Below are 21,646 nucleotides of genomic sequence, written 5' to 3' on the forward strand. Positions count from 1 at the left end.
TCGCGTGGGCGACCAACCAGTTTCTGAATCCGCTCCGCCCCACCGCACGAGCTCATTTCGTGGTCGGATGGTTCGCAAGGGTGATACCCCGGCGTCGAATGCCAACATCGCCAACATCGTTACAGTGGTGCGCATCTTCCTCGCTCCGCTCTTCATCTGGATGCTGCTCTTCGATGACGGCGAGATGGGGCTCATCCGTTACTTGGCGGCTGCGCTCTTCATCTTTGCGATCGTCACCGACACCGTTGATGGCCACCTAGCGCGGGGGCGAAACCTCATCACGAACGTCGGGATCATCCTTGATCCCATTGCCGACAAGATTCTGACCGGTGGCGCTCTCGTTGCCCTGTCGATTCTGGGTGAGCTTCCTTGGTGGATCACGATTCTTATTCTGGTGCGCGAGTTCGGCATCACGATCTACCGTTTTGCGGTGCTGTCGAAGGTCGTTGTCCCGGCCTCCCGCGGGGGCAAACTGAAGACCGTTCTGCAGGCCGTCGCCATTTCTCTCTTCCTGGTTCCGTTGTTTACCGTGCTCGGCCCGTGGGTCCTTTGGGTGAACTGGTTCGTGATGGCTATCGCTTTCATCTTGACGATGTACACCGGCATCGAATATCTGTGGCGTGCATGGCGTCACACCCGCAAATCCAACTCAGGAGCGTGACCCTTCACCAGTGACTACTGAAGAACTCGCCACGAAGATCGTGGCGATTCTCACCGAACAACGACAAACCCTTGCTCTAGCCGAGTCTTTGACGGGCGGTCTGTTGTGCGCGTCGCTCGTGGCAGTGCCTGGTGCCTCCGCTGTGCTCAATGGGGCAGTGGTGGCGTACAACACCGCCATCAAGCATCAGGTTCTGGGCGTCGATGCGAGTCTTCTCGCCATCCACGGCACGGTGCATCCGGATGTCGCAGCTCACATGGCCACGGGAGCGCGCGACGTTCTCGGCGTAGGCGAGCAACAGGCCTACTACGGCTTGGCGACGACGGGAGTCGCGGGGCCTGGCTCCCACGAGGGAAAGCCACCCGGAACGGTATTCATCGGTTTCGCTGCCACTGGCTTTGTCGAAACTCGTGATTTTGAGTTCTCGGGAGACCGTCACGAGATTCGTGCACAGGCCGTTCACGAGGCGCTGCAGTGTTTGTACGACTATCTGACGTCGGAAGACTAGCTCTCGCGGATGGTTCGTTTGTCCCCAAAACTGGTGTCAGTTCGTGGCAGGAGCCGGGAATATTCCATGTTTCGGCTCGGTTACAGTAAGCGAACTCACAAGGCTTCTCCAGTGTGGAGCGGTTAGAGTTCAGAACATAAATTGGCTGTAGTCTTAGCTATCCAGAATTGTCTGGTCGCACGATTCAGTCAGAAAGGGAGTGTCCAATGGTTCTAGTTCGTCAAGAAATCGGTGACGTTCTCCGCGACTTCCGCTTGCAAAAGGGACGCACCCTTCGACAGGTAGCAAGTAAGGCGAGCGTTGCTCTCGGATACCTCAGTGAGGTTGAACGTGGTCAGAAAGAGGCGAGTTCTGAAATTCTTGCCTCGGTAGCTGAAGCTCTCGATACGCCCATCTCCGTGATCATGCGTGAGGTCGGCGACCGTCTTGCGGTCATCGAAGGCGCAACCACGATTCCCGATACTCTGCCTGACGAGCTCGTCGCAGAGTTCGATTCGAACTTGGTTTCGCGCTAACCCCATCACGTCAGACCCATCACGTCAGTGCCCCGTTCCGGTGTGGAGCGGGGCATTCGTGCGTTCCGGGCGCTGTTGTCGCGTTTAGGGTGGAGTAATGCGATTGAGTGAGTTCTGGACGGCTGTCTCCGATGAGTTCGGTGAGCCCTACGGCCGCGTTCTCGTCAATGACCAAGTGCTTGGTCCGGTCGGCGGCGTTACCGCAGCTCAAGCGCTGTCACGTGGTGTTCCCGCGAAACAGGTGTGGGCTGCCCTGTGTGACGCCATGGATGTCCCAATGGATCGCCGCTATGGCGTTGGCCAGCGCGAGCCTAAGAAGTAATCTTTTCGATTCTGCGTGGCATGTTCGAACATCTGTTCGACATTGGTAGTCTTCTCCCTAACATCCTTTCGAATATTGAGTTTGGATGAGTTGCGCACGTCGCTTCTCTGGAATGTCAGAGCATGCCCGTAGCGTGGCATTAGCAACACAGCCTTTGTCGGGAGGTTGCGGGCCTTGCATCATCGGTCCACGCCAATCACGACAGCCTATGGGCAGCAACCTACGACCACTGGAGAAGAAGTAATGCCATCAGTAGCAGACCGCGAGAAGTCCCTTGAGACCGCTCTCGCTCAAATTGACCGTCAGTTCGGCAAAGGCTCAGTCATGCGCCTCGGCAGCGATGAGCGCGCTCCGGTTGAGGTTATTCCCACCGGCTCGATCGCTTTGGATGTCGCACTCGGCATAGGCGGGCTTCCCCGGGGCCGTATCGTCGAGATCTACGGCCCGGAATCTTCGGGTAAGACCACGCTCACCTTGCACGCCATCGCCAATGCCCAGCGCAATGGCGGAATCGCAGCCTTCATCGACGCCGAGCACGCGCTCGACCCGGAATACGCAGCGAAGCTTGGCGTCGACATCGATGCGCTTCTCGTTTCCCAGCCCGACACCGGTGAGCAGGCGCTTGAAATCGCCGACATGCTGGTGCGAAGTGGCTCTATCGACCTGATCGTCATTGACTCGGTTGCTGCGCTGGTTCCGCGCGCAGAAATCGAAGGCGAGATGGGCGACACGCACGTTGGTCTGCAAGCTCGACTCATGTCGCAGGCGCTGCGCAAGCTCACCGGTGGCCTGAGCCAGACCAACACCACCATGATCTTCATTAACCAACTGCGCGAAAAGATCGGTGTCTTCTTCGGTAGCCCCGAAACCACCGCCGGTGGTAAGGCGCTTAAATTCTACGCGTCAGTTCGCCTCGACATCCGTCGTATCGAAACGCTTAAAGACGGCACAGATGCGGTGGGCAACCGCACGCGCGTCAAGGTCGTGAAGAACAAGATGGCTCCGCCCTTCAAGCAGGCGGAGTTCGACATTCTCTACGGCATTGGCATCTCCCGCGAAGGTAGCCTCATCGACTTCGGCGTCGACCACGAAATCGTCCGCAAGTCGGGCGCGTGGTACACCTACGACGGCGACCAGCTCGGCCAGGGCAAGGAGAAGTCTCGTGCTTTCCTGCTCCAAAATCCTGCCATCGCGCTAGAGATTGAGCAAAAGATCATGCGCAAGCTCGGTGTCGGTGCAGAAGCTAAGGCCGCCAATGCAAGCGAGGCGAAAGCGCTTGCTGATGCTGCCGCTGTTGCGGAGAAGGCCGCTAAGGCCAGTGCTAAGGCTGAGGCCAAAGCTGACGGCCCTACGTTGCCGGTGGCAGCTAAGGCGCCTGCCGCGCCCCTCAAGAAGGCTTCTGGGCAGTAGGTAGTACTGGTGAATTCCTCCGACGACGATTACATCGCCCCCGTCATCGACCTCTTTGCTGACAGGTCTAGCGCTGCGCGCGCTGACGTGTTGGAGTCGTCGCCGGAGGAATCCTCCTCACAAGAACACTGGGCAGCTGAGGCCGTTGAAGAACCGCAGGCGGTGCTTCGCGCACTGCCCACAATGCGTGACTTCAGTCCGGCCAGCGAAAAAGAAGAAGAACCGCAGCCAGCAACACGTCGCGAGCCACGATTCGTCCCTGAACCGGTTGCTTCAGAAGCAACGATTTGGGCCGATCATCCCGCTAACGGATCAGCAACGGTGGAGCCGGAAGATGGTTCGTCGCGCAAGGCACGAAAGCAAGCCCGCGACGGCTTCTCCGAGATCAGCCGAGTCAGCATGCGGGCGCTTGCTCGCCGCGGGATGTCCTCGCACGAGATGACCCAGTTCCTCGCCACCCGTGAATTCGAGTCCGACGAGGTCGAGGCAGAGATCGAGCGTCTTGAAGGATCCGCGCTCCTCGACGATGCGGCCCTCGCCGAAACGCTCACCCGCACATTGCGCGAACGTAAAGGCCTCGGCTCCGGCGGAATCATTGCGGAACTTCGTCGTCGAAAGATCGACCAAGAGCACATTGACGCCGTCGTCGACTTCGAGCGTGATGAAGAACAAGAGCGCGCAAATGAAGTCGCACTCAAACGCGTACCACAACTCCGCTCACTCGACAACGAAACGGCCAAGCGCCGCCTCAGCGGATTCCTGCTTCGCAGAGGCTATTCGGGCTCTGTGGTGTCATCGGCAGTCAACACCGCGCTGGCGCCCGGTGCCGGCGGATCATCGCACGGTCCCCGCTTTCGCTAGAAGCTCGCCGAGCTTCGCGCCTGTCAACCCTCCTCAACGCTGAGGCTTAAGGTGGAACACATGATTGACGAAAAACTGGCGACCCCGCGCAGCTACGAAGTGCGCACCTACGGGTGCCAGATGAACGTGCACGATTCAGAACGACTGAGCGGCTCGCTCGAAGCTGCTGGCTACGTGCGAGCGACTGAAGGCCAAGCGGACGTCGTTGTCATCAACACGTGTGCCGTTCGCGAGAACGCCGACAACAAGCTCTACGGCAACCTCGGCATGTTGGCGAGCGTTAAGAAAGAGCACGACGGCATGCAAATTGCTGTCGGAGGCTGTCTCGCTCAAAAGGATCAGGGCGTCATCCTCGAGAAAGCTCCGTGGGTTGACGTCGTCTTCGGCACCCACAACATGGGCTCACTGCCCACGCTGCTCGAACGGGCCCGCCACAACGAAGAAGCCCAACTCGAGATCCTCGAATCGCTCGACGTTTTTCCCTCCACTCTGCCCACCCGCCGCGAATCGACCCACAGCGCCTGGGTGTCGATCTCTGTCGGCTGCAACAACACCTGCACTTTTTGTATCGTTCCCACGCTGCGCGGTAAAGAGAAAGACCGTCGCCCCGGCGAGATTCTTGCCGAAGTGCAAGCGGTGGTCGATGACGGCGCTACCGAAATCACTCTCCTGGGTCAAAACGTGAACTCCTACGGCGTCGAATTTGGCGACCGCCAAGCGTTCAGCAAACTGCTGCGCGCTATGGGCTCCATCGAAGGCCTTGAACGCGTCAGGTTCACGAGCCCCCACCCTGCCGCATTCACCGACGACGTTATCGACGCGATGGCGGAAACCCCGAATGTGATGCCGCAGCTTCACATGCCACTCCAATCAGGCTCCGACCGCATTCTCAAAGCCATGCGCCGCAGTTACCGTTCGACCAAATTCCTCGGCATCCTTGAGCGAGTACGGGCGCAGATGCCTCACGCTGCGATTACGACTGACATCATCGTGGGATTCCCCGGTGAGACCGAAGACGACTTCCAGGACACCCTGCGTGTGGTCGAAGAATCACGTTTCGCCTCGGCCTACACGTTCCAGTACTCCATCCGTCCCGGAACGCCGGCGGCCACCATGGAAGACCAGATTCCGAAAGAGGTCGTACAAGAGCGCTACGAGCGACTCGCGGCGCTTCAGGACCGCATCTCGAGAGAAGAGAATGATGAGCAAATCGGCCGCACCCTCGAGGTGATGGTGACGGCAACGGAAGGCCGCAAGCAGGCTGAAACCGCGCGACTCTCTGGCCGCGCTGAAGACTCTCGACTCGTGCACTTCAACATTCCCGAGGGCAGCGCTACGCCCCGCCCCGGTGACGTCGTCACTCTCACGATCACCGAAGCTGCGGCATTCCATCTCGTTGCCGACACCGAACCCGGGGGAGTGCTCGACATCCGTCGCACCCGGGCGGGAGACGCCTGGGACCGTGCCGAGGCAGCGTCGTGTGGAGTCCCCACGAGCGCAGGCACAAGCACGGGCGCTGGCGCAGCGGACGCGAGTCCACGCGTATCGCTTGGTCTGCCCACGATCCGTGTCGCCACGACACCGATCTATGACCCCAGCGATTCCCTGCGCTAAGTACGAAATGGCACAACCACCGCATGCCCATCACGAGCAGTCCGAACTGACCACGTCGTTGCCCGTTTCTGCCCGCTCTGACCACCCCGGCCCCGAGCCCGAGACACTTGCCAGCGACAGCGCTGACGCGTTCCCGCTGGTAGTGGTCGTCGGCGCGACCGGCACAGGCAAGTCTGAACTCTCCTTGAACACAGCGGATGGTCTTGCGCGTCAGGGCATCTCATCCGAGATCATCAACGCCGACGCCATGCAGCTGTATCGGGGCATGGATATTGGCACAGCCAAGCTGCCTCTCGACCAGCGCCGCGGCATCCCACACCACCTGCTTGATGTGCTCGACCCCACCGACGACGCCAGCGTTGCGCAGTACCAGACGGATGCGCGGCGAATCATTCGGCAAATCCAGAGTACCGGGCGCGTGCCGATCATGGTTGGCGGCTCGGGCCTCTACGTCTCGAGCGTGATCCACGACTTCCAATTTCCCGCCCGAGACCCGGAGGTTCGCGCGCGCCTTGAAGCCGAACTCGACGAGCTGGGTGTTGGGCTTCTTTTTCAGCGCCTTCAACAGCGTGACGCGGCAGCGGCGCACTCGATCGGCGCGAGCAATGGGCGGCGTATCGTTCGGGCGCTTGAGGTGATTGAGATTACGGGCGAGCCGTTCGGCGCCGGGCTTCCCGAAGAGAAAAAACTATGGACTCCCGCGCATATTCTTGGTGTAGCCGCGCCTCGAGATGAACTTGTGCCAAGGCTCAACGCCCGCGTGCAGCAGATGTGGGACTCCGGGTTACTCGATGAGGTTCGTGAGCTTCGTCCGCGCGGGCTGGGCGTCACCGCCGCTCGCGCTATCGGTTATGCCCAGGCGATCGAGCAGTTGGATGGCACGCTCACTGAGGCGGATGCGATCGAGCAGACGGCCGCCCTCACGCGCCGCTATGCGCGTCGTCAGGTGGGCTGGTTCAAGCGTTACGACCACTGTCATTGGCTGCAGTATGACGATCCCGAGCGGGCAGAGCGCGCTCTGTCGATCGTCATGGGGGAGAATGGAACGCATGGCAACGCTTAACTTCACTAAAGGTCAGGGAACTGGCAACGACTTCGTGCTGTTTTCTGATCCGGATGGTGAGATTGACCTCACCCCGAAGCAGGTTGCGGCCATTTGCGATCGTCACTTTGGTGTGGGCGCCGATGGAATCATCCGCGCTGTTCGGTCCCGCAGTCTTGACGCGGGCGCTGCGGCGCTTGCCGAAGATGCCGACGCGGAGTGGTTCATGGACTACCGCAATGCTGACGGCAGCATCTCCGAGATGTGTGGCAACGGCATCCGTGTCTACGCGGAGTACCTCGCCAATGAGGGTTTTGTTGACTTCGAGCCAGGTGACACCTTGCCGATCGGTACTCGTGGCGGCGTGCGCGATGTTCAGCGCAACATGGCTGGCTATCAAGTCGACATGGGGCGTTGGGCGCTCGACGGCGGAGAGCCGCTCGTGCGGGCGAAAGAACTTGAGGTCGCCCGTCCGGGCCTCGGTATCAATGTTGGAAATCCTCATGTGGTCGTAGCTCTTGCCGAAGAAGCAGAACTCGATGGTGTTGACCTCGGCTACATCCCCGTGATTGATCCGCTGCCCGAAAACGGCGCGAATGTTGAATTCGTGGTGCCGGCCGAGCCGCTCGTCAAGGATGGCGTTGGTTCAATTCGGATGCGCGTGCATGAGCGCGGCAGTGGCGAAACGTTGTCGTGTGGCACGGGTGCTGTCGCCGCGGCTCTCGCTATTCGTCATTACGCCGGAGCGAGCGCTCCCCACCAGTGGCGGGTCACCGTTCCCGGCGGAACCGTTGTCGTTCGCATGTTCCCGACCGAGGATGGCGAACACGTGTCGCTGAGCGGTCCGGCCGAACTCGTTTACACCGGCAGCCTAGAACTCGCGTAGCGCGCCGCTGAGGGCCGTTGACGGCCCTTCGCTGCCGCCTAGACGTCAGCGTCGTCGAGCGTTGCAGCGTGGTGTCGCGCCCGCAGTAGCCGGTAGCCCTTGTTAGTTGCGGCACGAGTGAAACTGAAGTCGTCGGGGAAGGTTGCTTCCATCCAGCGGTGGAGGGAATCCGATCCGAGGTTCTTTTGCACAACCAGCCAGGCGTCGGCGTCTTCTTCGAGACGGGGTAGCCAGGTCTGGAGAATGTTGTGCAGCTCGTTCTTGCCGACGCGGATGGGCGGGTTCGACCAAATAGACATAAACGTTATGTCTTCGGGAACATCTGCGGGCAAAACCGCGTTAATGTTGGGTATGGACAATTTTTCGGCGTTTGCGCGTACAAGATCCAGTGCGCGCTCGTTGACGTCCACCGCCCACACCGTTGCATGAGGTGACTCGAGGGCAAGGGTGAGCGCCATCGGTCCCCAGCCGCAACCGAGGTCAAGCAGGTTTCCTCCCGGGGGAGGAGCGGGCACGTTCGCCAGTAGAACCTTGGTTCCAGCGTCGATCCGTTCCGGACTGAAGATCCCATTTGACGTGACAAGTTCGCGTTCGAGACCAGCAATGGTCGCGTGAATCGTCCGCAATTTGAGATCACTCTCGGGTGATGACGAGAAGTAATGCTCGTTAGCCATGCACAGAACTTACCGAAAACTAGAGAAGTAGGGTTAACCCAATGACGCGAAACACGACAGAAACCAGTATCGAGGCCAATGATGGCGACGACGCCGAGCGTTCCGTCGACCGTGTTCTGGCCACAGAAAGCTCTGACCACGCCGCAGTGACGCGCTTCGGTGCCGAAGGAGCAGGCAAATCTGGCGCCCAGGCGCTGCAATCCGATGCTCACTATGAGTCCGATCGCGATGGTGACCAGTTCGATCGCGAGGATCGCCACGCCCTGAAGCGGGTGGCAGGGCTGTCGACCGAACTTGATGACGTCACGGAGGTCGAGTACCGCCAGCTGCGCATCGAGAACGTGGTGCTCATCGGTATCTACGGGCAGGGAAACCTGCGCGAGGCCGAGAACTCGCTTCGAGAGCTTTCTGCGCTAGCCGAGACTGCGGGCGCCGTCGTGCTTGACGGCCTCCTGCAGCGCCGTAGCCACCCCGACCCGAGCACGTACCTGGGCAAGGGCAAGGCACGCGAACTGAAGGACGTGGTCGCCGCGACCGGTGCCGATACCGTGATCGCCGATACCGAGCTTGCCCCAAGCCAGCGACGCGCTCTTGAAGACGTTGTGGGGGTCAAGGTCATCGACCGCACTGCGGTAATTCTTGACATCTTCAGCCAGCACGCGACGAGCCGCGAGGGCAAGGCCCAGGTTGAACTCGCTCAAATGGAGTACTTGCTTCCCCGTCTGCGTGGTTGGGGTGAATCGATGTCCCGCCAGGCCGGTGGCCAGGTGGGTGGTGCGGGTGCCGGTATGGGTAGCCGTGGCCCCGGTGAGACCAAGATTGAGCTCGATCGTCGCCGTATCCACACGCGGATGGCGCGCCTGCGTAAGCAGATCAAGGGCTTTGCGCCGGCGCGTGAAGCGAAGCGGGCAAACCGTGATCGCTTTGAGGTTCCGAGTGTTGCTATTGCGGGCTATACGAACGCGGGCAAGTCAAGCCTGTTGAACCGCCTGACGCGCGCTGGTGTGCTCGTGGAGAACGCCCTCTTCGCGACCCTCGACGCAACCGTGCGCAAGTCGGCAACTGCTGATGGTCGGCTGTACACGTTGAGTGACACGGTTGGTTTCGTGCGCAACCTGCCGCATCAACTGGTGGAAGCTTTCCGTTCGACGCTCGAAGAGATCGGTCAGTCCGATGTCATTGTGCACGTTGTCGACGCGTCGCATCCTGACCCTGGAGCTCAGCTCGCCACGGTGCGCGATGTTATTGGCGAACTCGGTGCGCGTGACATTCCCGAGATCGTTGTCTTCAACAAGAGCGATCTTGCGGATGACGATCAGCGTCTGCTAATTCGTGGCCTGGAGCCGACGGGTATTTTTGTCTCGGCGCGCTCCGGTGAGGGCATCGACGAGCTCAATGCGCGCATCGCAGAACTCTTGCCTTCTCCTGAGATTGAGGTGACTCTGCTCGTGCCGTATGACCGCGGCGAGGTCATTTCACGCCTCCACGTGCAGGGCCGAGTGATTTCCACCGATTACCGCGAAGAGGGCACGCTGGTTACCGCGTTGGTTCACCCGGCGCGAGTTCCAGAGATCGAAGAGTTCGTTTCGAAGCAGGCCTAGGCGGGAGCGAGAATCGTTCTCGCCTGCAGCGTGCCGAGCGCGCAGCCGTAGTTCTGGGTTGCGCGCTTAGCTGAGGCCGCGACCAGTGACACGTCTCGTCATGGCGGCTACAAGGCGGCGGCTGGCGAGCCTGGTCATGATGGTGGTGGCACGGTTCATCCCGCCGTCGATAACGCTGGGCGGCGGGTTGCGCCGGTCTACCGTGGCAAGCGCCAGCGCAACGACGCCGACGGAAGTGCGGAAGCTTCCGACCTGAGCTCCGGCGCCAGCGACGTCAAAGAACTCGGTGCGGGTAGCACCGGGCGAGAGGGCGAGAATTTTGAGCCCGGTGCCTTGCGCTTCAGACCAGAGAGCCTCGGTGAAACTTAGGACGAATGCTTTGGCCGCTCCGTAGACGGCCATGAATGGCACAGGCTGGTAACCCGCGGTGCTCGCGACATTAATAAGTACTCCCGCGTTGTGGCTGCGCAGCTGAGGGTAGAACTGGCGGGTCAGAGCTACAAGGGCGCCAACATTGAGTGCAATTTCCTGATCGATTCGCGCGGGTTCCTCATCCTCAAACCTGTTCCGGGTCGCAAACCCCGCGTTGTTCACGAGGCTGTGAACCGGGATGCCGCGCTCGGTGAGTTCTGCGGCAAGAGCGGATGCTGCATCCGGGGTCGAGAGGTCGCGTTCGATCGGGGTGACGTTTACCCCGTGGCTCGCACGGAGTTCGGCTGCTAGTAGTTCTAGTCGATCGATGCGGCGTGCGACGAGTACGAGGTCGGCGCCACGGGCGGCGAGCTGTCTGGCGAACTCTTCCCCAAGCCCTGAGCTTGCGCCGGTGACGAGGACAGTGGTTCCGGTGTAGGCGATCGCCATGGCGGCCCTTTCTAGGTGTACAGGTGTTCAGTAATGTATGTTTACACGTGTACAGTTCAGATGTCCAGCGGAGAAATCATGAGAGATAGGCAACGCAACGCTCGCGGGAGTGGAGACCAGCTGCGAGATCAGCTCGTCGCGGCCGCGAGTGAAATGCTTCTCACACCGCAGTCCATCGCCCCGCCTTCGCTGCGAGCTGTTGCACGGGCATGCTCTGTCTCTCCCGCTGCTGTCTATCTCCACTTCGAATCTCAACATGCCCTCATCGACGCCGTTATCCAGGCACAGATGCAGGCGCTAGGTCATGCCATTGGCGCTGCTGTAGAGGGCACATCGCCGCCGATCGTTCGGGCTTACGCCTTCGGGGTCGCCTATGCGACGTGGGGAATCGAGTATCCCGGCGCCTACCAACTGCTATTTGAAAGTGCCGACCGTCTTGGCGACTCAGTGCACGAAGCAGACTGGGGTTTGCTTGAAAGCGCCGCCGTCCTTCTTGTGGAGGTGACCGGCATCGATCTCACGACTGCGAACGTCATAGCGTTTCGCCTCTGGACGTCGTTGCACGGCATCGTCTCGCTTCGCTTGCATAAAGTCGATGCGCTGTGGCCGACTTCGCTTGAAGACGAAGTGCGTGCGGTCATCGACAGCCTGGTCGGCACCGTCGGCGCCACCTCATAGGGCGGGCCTCACGCGGAAGGCTCTTACTTGATGGCGCGAAGTACGGTGACAACTTTGCCGAGCACTTGGGCGTAGTCACCGAGGATCGGCTCGAAGTTTGAGTTACGCGGCAATAGCCACGTATGGCCGTCTCGTTGACGAAAGACCTTCACTGTTGCTTCTTCGTCGAGCATGGCGGCGACGATATCGCCGTTCTCAGCAGTCTGCTGTTGACGCACGACGACCCAGTCGCCGTCACAGATGGCGGCATCGATCATGGAATCTCCCACGACCTTCAGCATGAAGAGTTCACCCTTGCCCACGAGCTGACGGGGGAGCGGGAACACTTCTTCAACATGCTGCTCGGCCGTGATCGGGATTCCGGCGGCGATGCGACCGACAAGCGGCACCATTGCTGCGTCGCCCATTGACGGGCTGATCGTGCTGGATTCGTCGACGGCGTTGGGAACGTCGATAAGAACTTCGATGGCGCGAGGGCGATTGGGGTCGCGGCGCACGTAGCCACTGAGCTCGAGCTGGTTGAGCTGGTGGGTAACGCTCGACAGTGAGGAGAGGCCGACGGCATCGCCGATCTCGCGCATGCTCGGCGGGTACCCCTGAGTGGCGATTGCTCGCTGAATCATTTCGAGGATTGCCTGCTGCTTCGCGCTCAGGCTGGTGCGCCGCCGTGTTCCGCGCTCAGAAGCGTCGTCATGGGGTGCTGTTGCGTCAGTCACGGAGTCCTCTATTTCTGCCACTGACGATTCCAATGTCAGTGGCTCATTCGAAACTGTATCCGCAGAAGGGGTCAAAAACAAACGTTTGTTCGAGTGTCGGGAGCAAATGTCAGTGGCTTCTTCGAATATGTACTTGATATTCGAACTATTCGAATGTATGTTCGGAACACAACTTCGCATCCGGTTCTCCCGGCCGAGAACCGGATGCGATACCACCCCCATGAGGAGCGAATGATGTCTACTGCTGTGATTGCACCTAACGCGGCTGTCCGTGCACGGCAGTCCGCACCGCGTCTTCGCCTCACCACGCGTGGTCGCGTCGTCCTCATGACTCTCGCGGCCACGCCGTTGGTTATCGCGGCCCTTCTCATCTCGCTCAACAGCGGCGGCGCCGCTGCGACGCTCGAGTCCAACGAGAACGCGTTCGTTTATGTCGATGTCGCAGCGGGCCAGTCCCTGTGGAACATTGCCGAGCAGCACGCCCCGGGGCATGACCCGCGCGAGGTTGTTGCCCAGTTGATTGAAGTGAACCAGATGTCGTCAGCAGACATCTTCGCGGGTCAAGAGCTCGCGATCCCCGCCAGCTTCTCCAACTAGCCTGCCACGCTCCGCCGGCGTCGCCACGGGCCCCGGCATCCGGTCACAGCCTGTTCCTCTACGATTGGTGGAGTGACTTCGCTATCAGATCTCCCTATTCGTGATGACCTCAGGGGCCTTACGCCCTACGGTGCACCAACCGATCCGGTTCGCATTCAGCTGAACGTCAACGAGAACACGCATCCGATTCCGGAGGCGGTTGCCACCGACATTGTCATGGCTCTCGCCGGCGCTGTTATGAATGCCAACCGCTACCCCGACCGCGAATTCACTGAACTCCGCGAATCACTTGCGGCCTACCTCGGTCACGGCCTTGCTGCCGACAACATCTGGGCGGCCAATGGTTCCAACGAAGTGCTTCAGCAGACGCTGCAGGCGTTCGGCGGGCCAGGTCGCCGCGTGCTTGGCTTCCCGCCCACCTACTCGATGCACTCCATCATCGCCTCAGGCACCGGCACCGAGTGGGTCACGGCACCGCGCGATCCTGCCTACGACATCACGCCAGAGAGCGTCGTTGCCGCAATCGCTGAGCACACGCCCGATGTTGTTTTTCTCTGTTCCCCTAACAATCCCACCGGCACCCCCGTCAGCAACGACACGATCGTGGCCGCCTACGACGCGACCGATGGCATCGTGCTCGTTGACGAAGCGTACGCCGAGTTCTCTGATCGCGAATCGGCTCTGTCGCTCCTTGAGGGTCGCCCGCGACTTCTTGTGTCCCGCACGATGAGCAAGGCATTCGCCTTTGCCGGCGCTCGTGTCGGTTATCTCGCCGCGGATCCGGCGATCGCGGATGCCCTGCGTTTGGTGCGACTCCCGTACCACCTATCGGCGCTCACGCAGGCGGCGGCCGTAGCGGCACTGGCCCACGCGCCGCAAATGCTTGCCATGGTCGACGAGATTAAGGCGCAGCGCGATCGCATGAGCGCTGGACTCGAAGCATTGGGATTCACCCCCGTACCCAGTGAGTCCAACTTCGTATTGTTCGGCAACGTCGCTGACCCTCAGGAGCTGTTCCACAAGCTCCTCATTCAGGACATCCTGATCCGCGACGTCGGCATCCCGCACCACTTGCGAGTCACTGCCGGCACCGAAGAGGAAACCACTGCGTTCTTGGATGCGATGGCCGACCTCCAGACGCTCGGTAGAGTTGAACAATGACCTCACAGCGCACCGCGACAATTACGCGCGAAACTAGCGAGTCGAGCATCGAACTTTCGATCAATCTCGACGGCACCGGCACCTCATCTATCGACACGAGCGTGCCCTTCTACGACCACATGCTTACGGCGTTCTCGAAGCACTCGCTCATCGATCTCACCGTCAAGGCCAGTGGAGACACGCACATCGATGTGCACCACACGGTCGAAGACATTGGCATTGCGCTCGGGATGGCCATCAGGCAGGCGCTCGGCACCAAGGCCGGCATCTCGCGCTACGGTGACGCGCTTGTTCCGCTCGATGAGGCGCTCGTGCGTGCTGTTGTTGACGTCTCCGGTCGTCCATATCTCGTCCACACGGGCGAGCCTGCGGGCTTCGAGATGCACCTTATCGGTGGTCACTTCACCGGCTCGATGGTTCGTCACGTCTTTGAGGCAATCAGTTACAACGCGGGTATCACCGTGCACGTGACGGTTCTGGGCGGTCGCGACCCGCACCACATTGCTGAGGCAGAGTTCAAGGCCTTCGCTCGCGCGATGCGTGCTGCGGTTGAGCCGGATGCTCGTGTCACGGGAATTCCTTCCACGAAGGGTGCGCTCTAGAGTGGCTGCTCCTTCGGTTGTCATCCTTGACTACGGTTCCGGCAACATTCACTCGGCAGCGAAGGCTCTCGAGGCTGCTGGCGCGAACGTTCGCTTGAGTGCGGATCGTTCGGTCGCTGAGGCGGCTGACGGGCTCCTCGTGCCCGGCGTTGGTGCTTTCGCTGCTGTGATGTCGGCGCTCGAGTCAGTTCGCGGGGGCGCAATCATCGAGAAGCGCCTCACCGGAAGTCGCCCGGTTATGGGTATTTGTGTCGGCATGCAGGTGCTCTTCGCCTCGGGCGACGAACACGGCATTCAGACCGAAGGCCTCAACGAGTGGCCTGGTGTTGTAGAAAAGTTACCCGCCCCGGTTTTGCCGCACATGGGGTGGAATACTGTCGAGACTCCTGACGACACGACGCTGTTTGATTCGGTGCGAGACGAACGTTTCTATTTCGTGCACTCCTACGCTGCACAACAGTGGACGCTTGATGTTCAGCCGCCTTTTCCGCAGCCGAAGCTCACGTGGGCAGACCACGGCGGCCGATTCTTAGCCGCGGTCGAAAACGGGCCATTGACTGCCACTCAATTTCACCCCGAGAAGTCTGGCGAAGCTGGAATCCGACTACTAAGCAACTGGTTGAAGACCTTCTGATTTTGCGTTGGTTCTACGTGCACTAGTATCGGATGCTTGTGCGCGGCGTTCCGCGGTCAGGTCTTTAGAGAGCGTATCTATGAGCGAGTTCAACAAAACCCCCGGTCTAACCCTGCTGCCGGCAGTGGATGTAGCCGACGGCAAGGCAGTGCGTCTCACGCAAGGCGAGGCAGGAACCGAGAAGAGTTATGGCGATCCGTGCGCTGCAGCTCACGACTGGGCCGACCAGGGCGCCGAGTGGATTCACCTCGTTGACCTCGATGCTGCATTCGGTCGTGGCGACAACCACGCGATGATCAAGAAGGTCATCAAGTCGACGCCGAAGCGCGTCAACATCGAACTTTCGGGTGGTATCCGCGACGACGAGTCGCTGGAATCTGCTCTTGCGACTGGCGCGAAGCGCATCAACCTCGGCACTGCCGCGTTGGAAAACCCCGAGTGGGCTGCTCACGTTATCGCCGAATATGGCGAGGCCATTGCTGTTGGTCTTGATGTTCGCGGCACGACGCTGGCTGCTCGCGGCTGGACGCAAGAGGGTGGCGACATTTGGACGGTTCTCGACCGTCTCGAATCTGCCGGATGCTGCCGCTACGTCGTTACTGACGTCACTAAAGATGGCACGCTGCAGGGCCCGAACATTGAGCTGCTTCGCCAGGTCATGGAGCGCACACACCGCCCGGTTATTGCCTCTGGCGGAATCTCGAGCTTGGACGACCTTATTGAGCTGCGCGAACTTGTTCCGCAGGGTCTTGAGGGCGCCATTGTGGGCAAGGCTCTCTATGCGAAGGCGTTCACGCTCGCTGAAGCGCTCGACGTCTCCTCGCACTAAGCGAATCATTTCGCGGGCGCGGACACCGGAACTGATCTAGCACTGACACGGGAGCTGACATGGGCGCAGAAATGAACGCAACGGATTCCGCAGGCGTGCCGTGGGAGGGGCGTTCCTTTGAGCCCAACGCAGCACCGGATGACGATGGCAGCGCTCCTGAAGCGCTCATGGCCACGATCACCCGCTTTCATGCTGGCGATGCCACCGAATCTGAGGTTGTCGATCAGGTTCGCGAGTCCCGCCTTCTGATCCCGCTGCTTGCCAAGGCGGGGGAGACCGGCACTACCGCCGAGGGGCTCACTGTCGACAAGACGCAAGAACTCTCAATCGTCACGGTTACGGGGCCAGATGGCCGTGCCGTGTTGCCCGTATTTAGTTCTGTTGAGGCGATGAAGGCGTGGAATCCGGATGCTCGGCCAGTGCCAGCGGCGGGCACCCGCGTGGCGCTTGCGGCCGCCAGCGAAAGCACTGACCTCGTTATCATCGATCCGCTCAGCGACAGCGAGTTCATCCTTCGTCGCCCGGCAGTGTGGGCGATCGCACAGTCTGTTCCGTGGACGCCGAGCTTCTTGCGTGCCGATGTGCGGGACGAGTTCGCAGCATCCGCTGAGAGCGAAGAATACGTCGCTGATATCCAGCTATTGGCCGGCGACCCCGGTGCACGGCTGCATGGCCCCGAGCTGGTCGTTCAGATCGCGATGCGCGAGGGGCTTGACCGCGAGACCTTAGATGCGGTCATGGAGCGGATGCGCGAACGCTGGAGTGCCTCTGAACTCATCGCTCAGTCGGTAGATTCGCTCGCAGTCCAAGTCATTCGCGCACCAGCCGCTGACGTGCCCACTAGCTGACAGCAACTAGCGGGCGCCGTCTTAGTTGACGGGGCCGGTGTACTTTTCGCCTGGGCCCTTGCCGGGGGCATCGGGGAACCGTGACTCTTCGCGGAACGCGAGCTGAACCGAGCGGAGTCCGTCACGCAGCGGGCGAGCATGGTGGTCACCGATCTCGGGGGCGGCGGCGGTCACGAGGCCGGCAAGAGCGGTAATCAGTTTGCGGGCTTCGTCGAGGTCCTTCTCTGACTCCGCATCCGGGCCATCAGAAAGGCCGAGTTTCACAGCAGCCGCGCTGAGCATGTGTACGGCGACGGTGTTGATTACCTCGACTGCGGGCACTTCTGAGATGTCTCGTGCTTCATTTGTCTCGTCTGGGGTGGGCTCGCTCATGATGTCCTTCGCTTATTGGGGTTCGCTCTGCTATTCTTATGCAGGCCCGGGGCTCGCCCCGGATACGAAAGTGGAGATTCTCCCACCTGTCAACCGCATATAAGGTTACCGGGTAGTTACACCCCGCACAGTTCGCAGGCGGTGCAGTACGCATGATCAGGTTCCTGACTGTGTGAATTGTTCCGGATGTCGGCTGCGCAGCTTTAAAGGGTGATGCAGCTTTGGCTGCGTGACGCTCCTCTTTCGTGCCACGGCATCCGCCGAACTGCGTTGATCAAACGAATACCGTTTGTCTGCGCATCACGAACTGTAAGGAGAACACGCATCAGCGATCCCCGTACCAACGACCGAATCCGAGTCCCTGAGGTCCGTCTTGTCGGACCCGGTGGCGAACAAGTCGGTGTCGTCTCGATTGACGTCGCCCTCAAGCTCGCCCAAGAGGCAGATCTTGATTTGGTCGAGGTAGCTCCCAGCTCTAAGCCTCCCGTTGCCAAGATTATGGATTACGGCAAGTTCAAGTACGAAGAGGCGCAGAAGGCGAAAGAAGCTCGTCGTAACCAGACGAACACGATTCTCAAAGAGGTTCGTTTCCGTCTCAAGATCGACAAGCACGACTACGAAACCAAGCGCAAGCGCGCCGAGGGATTCCTCGCTGGCGGCGACAAGGTCAAAGCAATGATCTTGTTCCGTGGCCGTGAGCAGTCTCGCCCCGATCAGGGTGTGCGGTTGCTTCAGAAGTTTGCCGAAGATGTGTCGGAGTTCGGTTCTATTGAATCGACACCGACTATTGACGGTCGCAACATGGTCATGATTATTGGCCCACACAAGACCAAGGCAACAGCTAAGGCTGAAGCCGAGGCCCGCAAGGCAGCTAACAAGAAGCCTCGTGAGGCAGAAGTTCCAGAGAAAGAGGAGAAAGATGCCTAAGCAGAAGACGCACTCAGGCACCAAGAAGCGTTTCAAGGTCACCGGTAGCGGCAAGGTCATGAAGCAGCAGGCGGGTATGCGACACAACCTCGAGGTTAAGAGCAGCAAGCGTAAGCGCGCACTCAACCAGGATCAGGTCATTGCGCCGCAGGACGCCAAGACAATCAAGAAGCTTCTCGGTAAGTAAAGGGTTTAGGAATACATCATGGCAAGAGTAAAAAGGGCGGTTAACGCTCACAAGAAGCGTCGGGTAATCCTCGAACGCGCTAAGGGTTACCGCGGCCAGCGTTCGCGTCTCTACCGCAAGGCCAAGGAGCAGGTCACTCACTCCCTCGTCTACGCATACCGCGACCGTCGCGCCCGCAAGGGTGAATTCCGTCGCCTGTGGATTCAGCGCATCAACGCTGCATCGCGTGCGAACGGCCTCACTTACAACCGTCTCATCCAGGGTCTGAACCTTGCTGGTGTGCAGGTTGACCGTCGTATCCTCGCTGACCTCGCGGTCACCGAGCCCGCCACGTTCGCGTCGCTGGTTGCAACCGCTAAGGCTGCACTTCCTGCTGACACGTCGGCACCCCGTTCGGCTGCGTAACTAGCCGCACAACTATTCGTGCAATCGGCACGCTGTAGTGACCAATTTGGTCCCTACAGCGTGCCGATTCTCGTATGTGCAGGGCGCGAGCTTAGGGTTAGTGGCGTGATTGATAACCCGCGCTCGCCACGTGTACGAGCAGTGGCCAAACTTGCAAAGAAGAGTGCCCGGTCTGAGACCGGGCTTTTTCTCTTGGAAGGCCCCCAATCCGTAGCTGAAGCTCTTGAGTTTCGCCCGGATCTCTTGGTTGAGCTCTACGCCACTCCTACCGCTCTCGAGCGCCACAGCGATCTCGCTCGTGCCGCCGAAGCTGCGGAGATCGAAATTGAATTCGTTTCTGAGCAGGTGCTCGAGACGATGGCTGACACTGTCACTCCTCAGGGCATTCTGGCTGTCTGCCGCCAGTTCCCGACGTCGGTTAAAGACCTTCTTGCTGGCGGGCCGAAACTGATCGCAATTCTTGAAGAGGTTCGTGATCCTGGCAACGCCGGCACGATCATTCGTGCAGCGGATGCCGCTGGTGCCGACGGCGTGATTCTTACGGGTCGCAGTGTTGACCTTTACAACCCCAAGGTTGTGCGCGCCACGACGGGATCGCTGTTCCACCTTCCTGTTGCCGTCGGTGCCGAGCTCGAAGCGGTGCTGGAGCGCGTCAAGGGGGAGGGCATGCGTGTTCTTGCCGCCGATATCAAGGGTGGCGACTTGTTGGCGGCTCGCAATGAGGGCGTTCTCGATAAGCCCTCGGCGTGGCTGTTTGGCAATGAAGCTCGTGGCCTGACCGACGAGCATTATGCCTTGGCCGACTGGGTTATTTCGGTGCCGATCTACGGACATGCAGAGTCGATGAACCTCGCGACTGCGGCATCCGTCTGCCTGTATGAGAGTGCTTTCGCGCAACGCAGCAACTGATCGCAACCGGTACTCGTGATTTAGTGTCACGACCGTGTTACAACTAGGCGCGTTGATTGACCCCCGTTGCAGGCGTGTGTTTATCTTGGTGAATGGCAGCGCAGAGCGGTGAACCTCTGGTCGTTATCGACCACGTCAACAAACATTACGGTGAGCTTCACGTGCTCAAAGACATCTCGACCACGATTAAACGTGGTGAGGTAGTCGTGGTTATCGGGCCGAGTGGTTCAGGTAAATCCACGCTCTGCCGTGCGATCAACCGCCTTGAGACGATCGACGATGGCACCATCACGATTGATGGCAAGTTGCTGCCCGAAGAAGGCGCTGGTCTGGCCAAGTTGCGCGCAGACGTCGGCATGGTGTTCCAGTCCTTCAACCTCTTCGCTCACAAGACGATTCTTGAGAACGTCACTCTCGGCCCGCGCCGCGTGCGCAAGATGTCCAAGGCGGAGGCCGACAAGAAGGCGATGGAGCTTCTCGATCGCGTTGGTATCGGCAACCAGGCATCCAAGATGCCGGCTCAGCTTTCCGGCGGCCAGCAGCAGCGTGTAGCGATCGCTCGATCGCTCGCGATGGATCCCAAGATCATCCTTCTCGACGAGCCAACGTCGGCTCTCGACCCTGAGATGATCAATGAAGTTCTCGATGTCATGGTGCAGCTCGCCAAAGACGGAATGACCATGCTCGTGGTCACCCACGAGATGGGCTTCGCCCGCAAGGCCGCCGACCGCGTAATCTTCATGGCGGACGGCGAAATCGTTGAAGAGGCCGAGCCCGAGCAATTCTTCACCAACCCTCAATCTCCGAGAGCGCAAGACTTCCTCTCGAAAATTCTTACCCACTAACTCAGCGGGTAATCCCCACAGCAGCAAGGAGAAACACATGAGACTCAAAAAAGGTCTGATGATTTCTGCCATCGCCGCCGTAGGCCTTCTTGGCCTCAGCGCGTGTGCAGCAGACACTTCGTCTACTACCGACACCGACATGGTCGTTCCCGAGTTTGAAGCAGGCACCACGATGGCTGACCTCGCTGAGGCAGGCACGATCACCATCGGCACCAAGTTCGACCAGCCGCTGTTCGGCCTCAAGGGTCCGTCGGGCGACCCCGTCGGATTTGACGTCGAGATTGGTAAGCTCGTTGCCGCTTCGCTCGGCATTAGCGAAGACAACATCGAGTGGGTAGAAACGGTTTCTGCCAACCGTGAAACGTTCATTGAGAATGGCACCGTAGACATCGTGATCGCGACGTACACGATCAACGACACTCGCAAGGAAGTTATTTCCTTCGCTGGTCCTTACTACAACGCGGGCCAGGACATTCTCGTTCTTGAAGGCAACCCTGAGGGCATCACTGGCCCCGAGGACCTCGCAGGCAAGGACGTCTGCAGCGTTGCCGGTTCCACTTCAGAGAAGAACATCGCTGAGTACGACGTCAACCTCATCACTACTGACGCTTACTCAGCATGCCTCGAGCCGCTTCGCAGCGGTAACGTGATCGCTGTCACCACTGACAACGTGATCTTGGCCGGCCTTGCCGACCAGAACCCGGGTGAGTTCGAAGTTCTGAGCAACCCGTTCACTGAGGAGCCTTACGGTATCGGTCTCGGTCATGATGACGACGAGTTCCGCGACTACATCAATGACGTTCTCGAGACCTCGTACTCCGATGGTTCATGGGATGCGGCTTGGGAATCGACTGCAGGTCAGGTCCTGAAGCTTCCGACCCCTCCTGCTGTAGACCGCTACAGCAACTAGTGTGCTCGGTGCCCGCCTGCGACTAACGCAGGCGGGCACCATTCATGCCCTATTCACTTACTTTCCAGGAG

27 protein-coding genes are annotated in these 21,646 nt (G+C 59.9%); 23 read left to right on the plus strand and 4 right to left on the minus strand.

All coding sequences use genetic code 11. The features are described from left to right. Window positions 1–67 precede the first annotated feature (67 nt). From pgsA to dapF, 9 genes are all read left to right on the plus strand, one after another. Entirely contained in the window at window positions 68–661 is a 594-nt protein-coding gene (gene pgsA / locus I6E52_RS13845) for a CDP-diacylglycerol--glycerol-3-phosphate 3-phosphatidyltransferase (protein WP_197158362.1), read from the plus strand. Between the two features lie 10 nt (window positions 662–671). Further along, window positions 672–1,169, plus strand: coding sequence for a CinA family protein (locus I6E52_RS13850; protein WP_197126721.1), 498 nt, complete (start codon window positions 672–674; stop codon window positions 1,167–1,169). A 206-nt stretch (window positions 1,170–1,375) separates the two neighbouring features. After that, the gene (locus I6E52_RS13855) at window positions 1,376–1,684 is read left to right on the plus strand and encodes a helix-turn-helix domain-containing protein (RefSeq protein ID WP_197108707.1); all 309 of its coding nucleotides are present in this window, start codon (window positions 1,376–1,378) and stop codon (window positions 1,682–1,684) included. Between the two features lie 97 nt (window positions 1,685–1,781). Continuing rightward, window positions 1,782–2,006, plus strand: a complete 225-nt coding sequence (locus tag I6E52_RS13860) for a DUF3046 domain-containing protein (protein WP_197158365.1) — start codon at window positions 1,782–1,784, stop codon at window positions 2,004–2,006. 243 nt (window positions 2,007–2,249) lie between these two features. After that, window positions 2,250–3,416, plus strand: a complete 1,167-nt coding sequence (gene recA, locus I6E52_RS13865; RefSeq protein WP_197158368.1) for a recombinase RecA — start codon at window positions 2,250–2,252, stop codon at window positions 3,414–3,416. A gap of 9 nt (window positions 3,417–3,425) precedes the next feature. Continuing rightward, complete coding sequence (locus I6E52_RS14610; protein WP_307842552.1) at window positions 3,426–4,277, plus strand: regulatory protein RecX; 852 nt, start codon at window positions 3,426–3,428, stop codon at window positions 4,275–4,277. A gap of 60 nt (window positions 4,278–4,337) precedes the next feature. Beyond that, on the plus strand, window positions 4,338–5,891 hold the full coding sequence (miaB, locus tag I6E52_RS13875) for a tRNA (N6-isopentenyl adenosine(37)-C2)-methylthiotransferase MiaB (protein WP_197158371.1): 1,554 nt from the start codon (window positions 4,338–4,340) through the stop codon (window positions 5,889–5,891). 136 nt (window positions 5,892–6,027) lie between these two features. Continuing rightward, window positions 6,028–6,954, plus strand: a complete 927-nt coding sequence (gene miaA, locus I6E52_RS13880; RefSeq protein ID WP_374059118.1) for a tRNA (adenosine(37)-N6)-dimethylallyltransferase MiaA — start codon at window positions 6,028–6,030, stop codon at window positions 6,952–6,954. Next, window positions 6,941–7,819: a diaminopimelate epimerase gene (dapF, locus tag I6E52_RS13885; RefSeq protein ID WP_197158376.1), complete on the plus strand. Its 879-nt coding sequence runs from the start codon at window positions 6,941–6,943 to the stop codon at window positions 7,817–7,819. Before miaA ends, dapF begins: the two co-directional genes overlap by 14 nt. Before the next feature lie 38 nt (window positions 7,820–7,857). Here the strand turns inward: dapF and I6E52_RS13890 are convergent, their stop codons facing one another. Next, window positions 7,858–8,493 carry a class I SAM-dependent methyltransferase gene (locus tag I6E52_RS13890; protein ID WP_197158378.1) on the minus strand — a complete coding sequence of 212 codons (636 nt, stop codon included), beginning with the start codon at window positions 8,491–8,493 and terminating at the stop codon, window positions 7,858–7,860. Between the two features lie 41 nt (window positions 8,494–8,534). Between I6E52_RS13890 and hflX the strand changes: the two genes are divergently transcribed. Further along, complete coding sequence (hflX, locus tag I6E52_RS13895) at window positions 8,535–10,094, plus strand: GTPase HflX (RefSeq protein WP_197158380.1); 1,560 nt, start codon at window positions 8,535–8,537, stop codon at window positions 10,092–10,094. A 66-nt stretch (window positions 10,095–10,160) separates the two neighbouring features. On the opposite strand, the gene I6E52_RS13900 is transcribed toward hflX, so the two are convergent. Further along, the gene (locus I6E52_RS13900; RefSeq protein ID WP_197158382.1) at window positions 10,161–10,955 is read right to left on the minus strand and encodes an SDR family oxidoreductase; all 795 of its coding nucleotides are present in this window, start codon (window positions 10,953–10,955) and stop codon (window positions 10,161–10,163) included. Window positions 10,956–11,033: 78 nt separating this feature from the next. Between I6E52_RS13900 and I6E52_RS13905 the strand changes: the two genes are divergently transcribed. Then, window positions 11,034–11,633, plus strand: a complete 600-nt coding sequence (locus I6E52_RS13905) for a TetR/AcrR family transcriptional regulator (protein WP_197158384.1) — start codon at window positions 11,034–11,036, stop codon at window positions 11,631–11,633. 23 nt (window positions 11,634–11,656) lie between these two features. On the opposite strand, the gene lexA is transcribed toward I6E52_RS13905, so the two are convergent. Further along, entirely contained in the window at window positions 11,657–12,349 is a 693-nt protein-coding gene (lexA, locus tag I6E52_RS13910) for a transcriptional repressor LexA (RefSeq protein WP_197158386.1), read from the minus strand. 231 nt (window positions 12,350–12,580) lie between these two features. Here lexA and I6E52_RS13915 point away from each other — a divergent pair, with 231 nt between their 5' ends. From I6E52_RS13915 to I6E52_RS13940, 6 genes are all read left to right on the plus strand, one after another. Beyond that, window positions 12,581–12,946: a LysM peptidoglycan-binding domain-containing protein gene (locus I6E52_RS13915; protein ID WP_231601034.1), complete on the plus strand. Its 366-nt coding sequence runs from the start codon at window positions 12,581–12,583 to the stop codon at window positions 12,944–12,946. Window positions 12,947–13,018: 72 nt separating this feature from the next. Beyond that, the gene (locus I6E52_RS13920) at window positions 13,019–14,107 is read left to right on the plus strand and encodes a histidinol-phosphate transaminase (protein WP_197158388.1); all 1,089 of its coding nucleotides are present in this window, start codon (window positions 13,019–13,021) and stop codon (window positions 14,105–14,107) included. Then, entirely contained in the window at window positions 14,104–14,709 is a 606-nt protein-coding gene (gene hisB, locus I6E52_RS13925; RefSeq protein ID WP_197126731.1) for an imidazoleglycerol-phosphate dehydratase HisB, read from the plus strand. Before I6E52_RS13920 ends, hisB begins: the two co-directional genes overlap by 4 nt. Continuing rightward, a complete protein-coding gene (gene hisH, locus I6E52_RS13930; RefSeq protein WP_197158390.1) occupies window positions 14,666–15,343 on the plus strand; it encodes an imidazole glycerol phosphate synthase subunit HisH in 678 nt (225 codons plus the stop codon). The genes hisB and hisH overlap by 44 nt, the downstream gene beginning before the upstream one ends. A gap of 79 nt (window positions 15,344–15,422) precedes the next feature. Beyond that, a complete protein-coding gene (gene priA / locus I6E52_RS13935; protein WP_197139251.1) occupies window positions 15,423–16,172 on the plus strand; it encodes a bifunctional 1-(5-phosphoribosyl)-5-((5-phosphoribosylamino)methylideneamino)imidazole-4-carboxamide isomerase/phosphoribosylanthranilate isomerase PriA in 750 nt (249 codons plus the stop codon). A gap of 71 nt (window positions 16,173–16,243) precedes the next feature. Further along, window positions 16,244–17,020, plus strand: coding sequence for an SseB family protein (locus I6E52_RS13940; protein ID WP_197158392.1), 777 nt, complete (start codon window positions 16,244–16,246; stop codon window positions 17,018–17,020). Window positions 17,021–17,041: 21 nt separating this feature from the next. Here I6E52_RS13940 and I6E52_RS13945 read toward each other — a convergent pair whose 3' ends face one another. Beyond that, a complete protein-coding gene (locus I6E52_RS13945; RefSeq protein WP_197126597.1) occupies window positions 17,042–17,392 on the minus strand; it encodes a DUF1844 domain-containing protein in 351 nt (116 codons plus the stop codon). Window positions 17,393–17,716: 324 nt separating this feature from the next. Between I6E52_RS13945 and infC the strand changes: the two genes are divergently transcribed. From infC to I6E52_RS13975, 6 genes are all read left to right on the plus strand, one after another. Further along, complete coding sequence (gene infC, locus I6E52_RS13950) at window positions 17,717–18,319, plus strand: translation initiation factor IF-3 (RefSeq protein WP_197126768.1); 603 nt, start codon at window positions 17,717–17,719, stop codon at window positions 18,317–18,319. Continuing rightward, on the plus strand, window positions 18,312–18,506 hold the full coding sequence (gene rpmI, locus I6E52_RS13955) for a 50S ribosomal protein L35 (RefSeq protein WP_197108656.1): 195 nt from the start codon (window positions 18,312–18,314) through the stop codon (window positions 18,504–18,506). Before infC ends, rpmI begins: the two co-directional genes overlap by 8 nt. Window positions 18,507–18,524: 18 nt before the next feature. Then, window positions 18,525–18,911, plus strand: coding sequence for a 50S ribosomal protein L20 (gene rplT / locus I6E52_RS13960; RefSeq protein ID WP_009771944.1), 387 nt, complete (start codon window positions 18,525–18,527; stop codon window positions 18,909–18,911). Window positions 18,912–19,016: 105 nt separating this feature from the next. Next, on the plus strand, window positions 19,017–19,820 hold the full coding sequence (locus tag I6E52_RS13965) for an RNA methyltransferase (RefSeq protein ID WP_197158394.1): 804 nt from the start codon (window positions 19,017–19,019) through the stop codon (window positions 19,818–19,820). A gap of 92 nt (window positions 19,821–19,912) precedes the next feature. Further along, complete coding sequence (locus tag I6E52_RS13970; protein WP_197126736.1) at window positions 19,913–20,665, plus strand: amino acid ABC transporter ATP-binding protein; 753 nt, start codon at window positions 19,913–19,915, stop codon at window positions 20,663–20,665. Window positions 20,666–20,702: 37 nt separating this feature from the next. Then, window positions 20,703–21,575, plus strand: coding sequence for a glutamate ABC transporter substrate-binding protein (locus tag I6E52_RS13975; protein ID WP_197158397.1), 873 nt, complete (start codon window positions 20,703–20,705; stop codon window positions 21,573–21,575). Window positions 21,576–21,646 lie beyond the last annotated feature (71 nt).

The organism is Salinibacterium sp. NG253, assembly GCF_015864945.1.
In the GTDB taxonomy this organism is placed as follows: domain Bacteria; phylum Actinomycetota; class Actinomycetes; order Actinomycetales; family Microbacteriaceae; genus Rhodoglobus.

Excerpts from the sequence above, each read along its gene's own strand:
- pgsA (WP_197158362.1), top strand. The coding sequence starts at position 68 with ATGGTTCGCAAGGGTGATACCCCGGCGTCGAATGCCAACATCGCCAAC.
- I6E52_RS13855 (WP_197108707.1), top strand. The coding sequence starts at position 1,376 with ATGGTTCTAGTTCGTCAAGAAATCGGTGACGTTCTCCGCGACTTCCGC.
- I6E52_RS13860 (WP_197158365.1), top strand. The coding sequence starts at position 1,782 with ATGCGATTGAGTGAGTTCTGGACGGCTGTCTCCGATGAGTTCGGTGAG.
- recA (WP_197158368.1), top strand. The coding sequence starts at position 2,250 with ATGCCATCAGTAGCAGACCGCGAGAAGTCCCTTGAGACCGCTCTCGCT.
- miaB (WP_197158371.1), top strand. The coding sequence starts at position 4,338 with ATGATTGACGAAAAACTGGCGACCCCGCGCAGCTACGAAGTGCGCACC.
- dapF (WP_197158376.1), top strand. The coding sequence starts at position 6,941 with ATGGCAACGCTTAACTTCACTAAAGGTCAGGGAACTGGCAACGACTTC.
- I6E52_RS13890 (WP_197158378.1), bottom strand. The coding sequence starts at position 8,493 with ATGGCTAACGAGCATTACTTCTCGTCATCACCCGAGAGTGATCTCAAA.
- hflX (WP_197158380.1), top strand. The coding sequence starts at position 8,535 with ATGACGCGAAACACGACAGAAACCAGTATCGAGGCCAATGATGGCGAC.
- I6E52_RS13900 (WP_197158382.1), bottom strand. The coding sequence starts at position 10,955 with ATGGCGATCGCCTACACCGGAACCACTGTCCTCGTCACCGGCGCAAGC.
- I6E52_RS13905 (WP_197158384.1), top strand. The coding sequence starts at position 11,034 with ATGAGAGATAGGCAACGCAACGCTCGCGGGAGTGGAGACCAGCTGCGA.
- I6E52_RS13915 (WP_231601034.1), top strand. The coding sequence starts at position 12,581 with ATGATGTCTACTGCTGTGATTGCACCTAACGCGGCTGTCCGTGCACGG.
- hisB (WP_197126731.1), top strand. The coding sequence starts at position 14,104 with ATGACCTCACAGCGCACCGCGACAATTACGCGCGAAACTAGCGAGTCG.
- hisH (WP_197158390.1), top strand. The coding sequence starts at position 14,666 with ATGCTCGTGTCACGGGAATTCCTTCCACGAAGGGTGCGCTCTAGAGTG.
- priA (WP_197139251.1), top strand. The coding sequence starts at position 15,423 with ATGAGCGAGTTCAACAAAACCCCCGGTCTAACCCTGCTGCCGGCAGTG.
- I6E52_RS13940 (WP_197158392.1), top strand. The coding sequence starts at position 16,244 with ATGAACGCAACGGATTCCGCAGGCGTGCCGTGGGAGGGGCGTTCCTTT.
- I6E52_RS13945 (WP_197126597.1), bottom strand. The coding sequence starts at position 17,392 with ATGAGCGAGCCCACCCCAGACGAGACAAATGAAGCACGAGACATCTCA.
- rpmI (WP_197108656.1), top strand. The coding sequence starts at position 18,312 with ATGCCTAAGCAGAAGACGCACTCAGGCACCAAGAAGCGTTTCAAGGTC.
- rplT (WP_009771944.1), top strand. The coding sequence starts at position 18,525 with ATGGCAAGAGTAAAAAGGGCGGTTAACGCTCACAAGAAGCGTCGGGTA.
- I6E52_RS13970 (WP_197126736.1), top strand. The coding sequence starts at position 19,913 with ATGGCAGCGCAGAGCGGTGAACCTCTGGTCGTTATCGACCACGTCAAC.
- I6E52_RS13975 (WP_197158397.1), top strand. The coding sequence starts at position 20,703 with ATGAGACTCAAAAAAGGTCTGATGATTTCTGCCATCGCCGCCGTAGGC.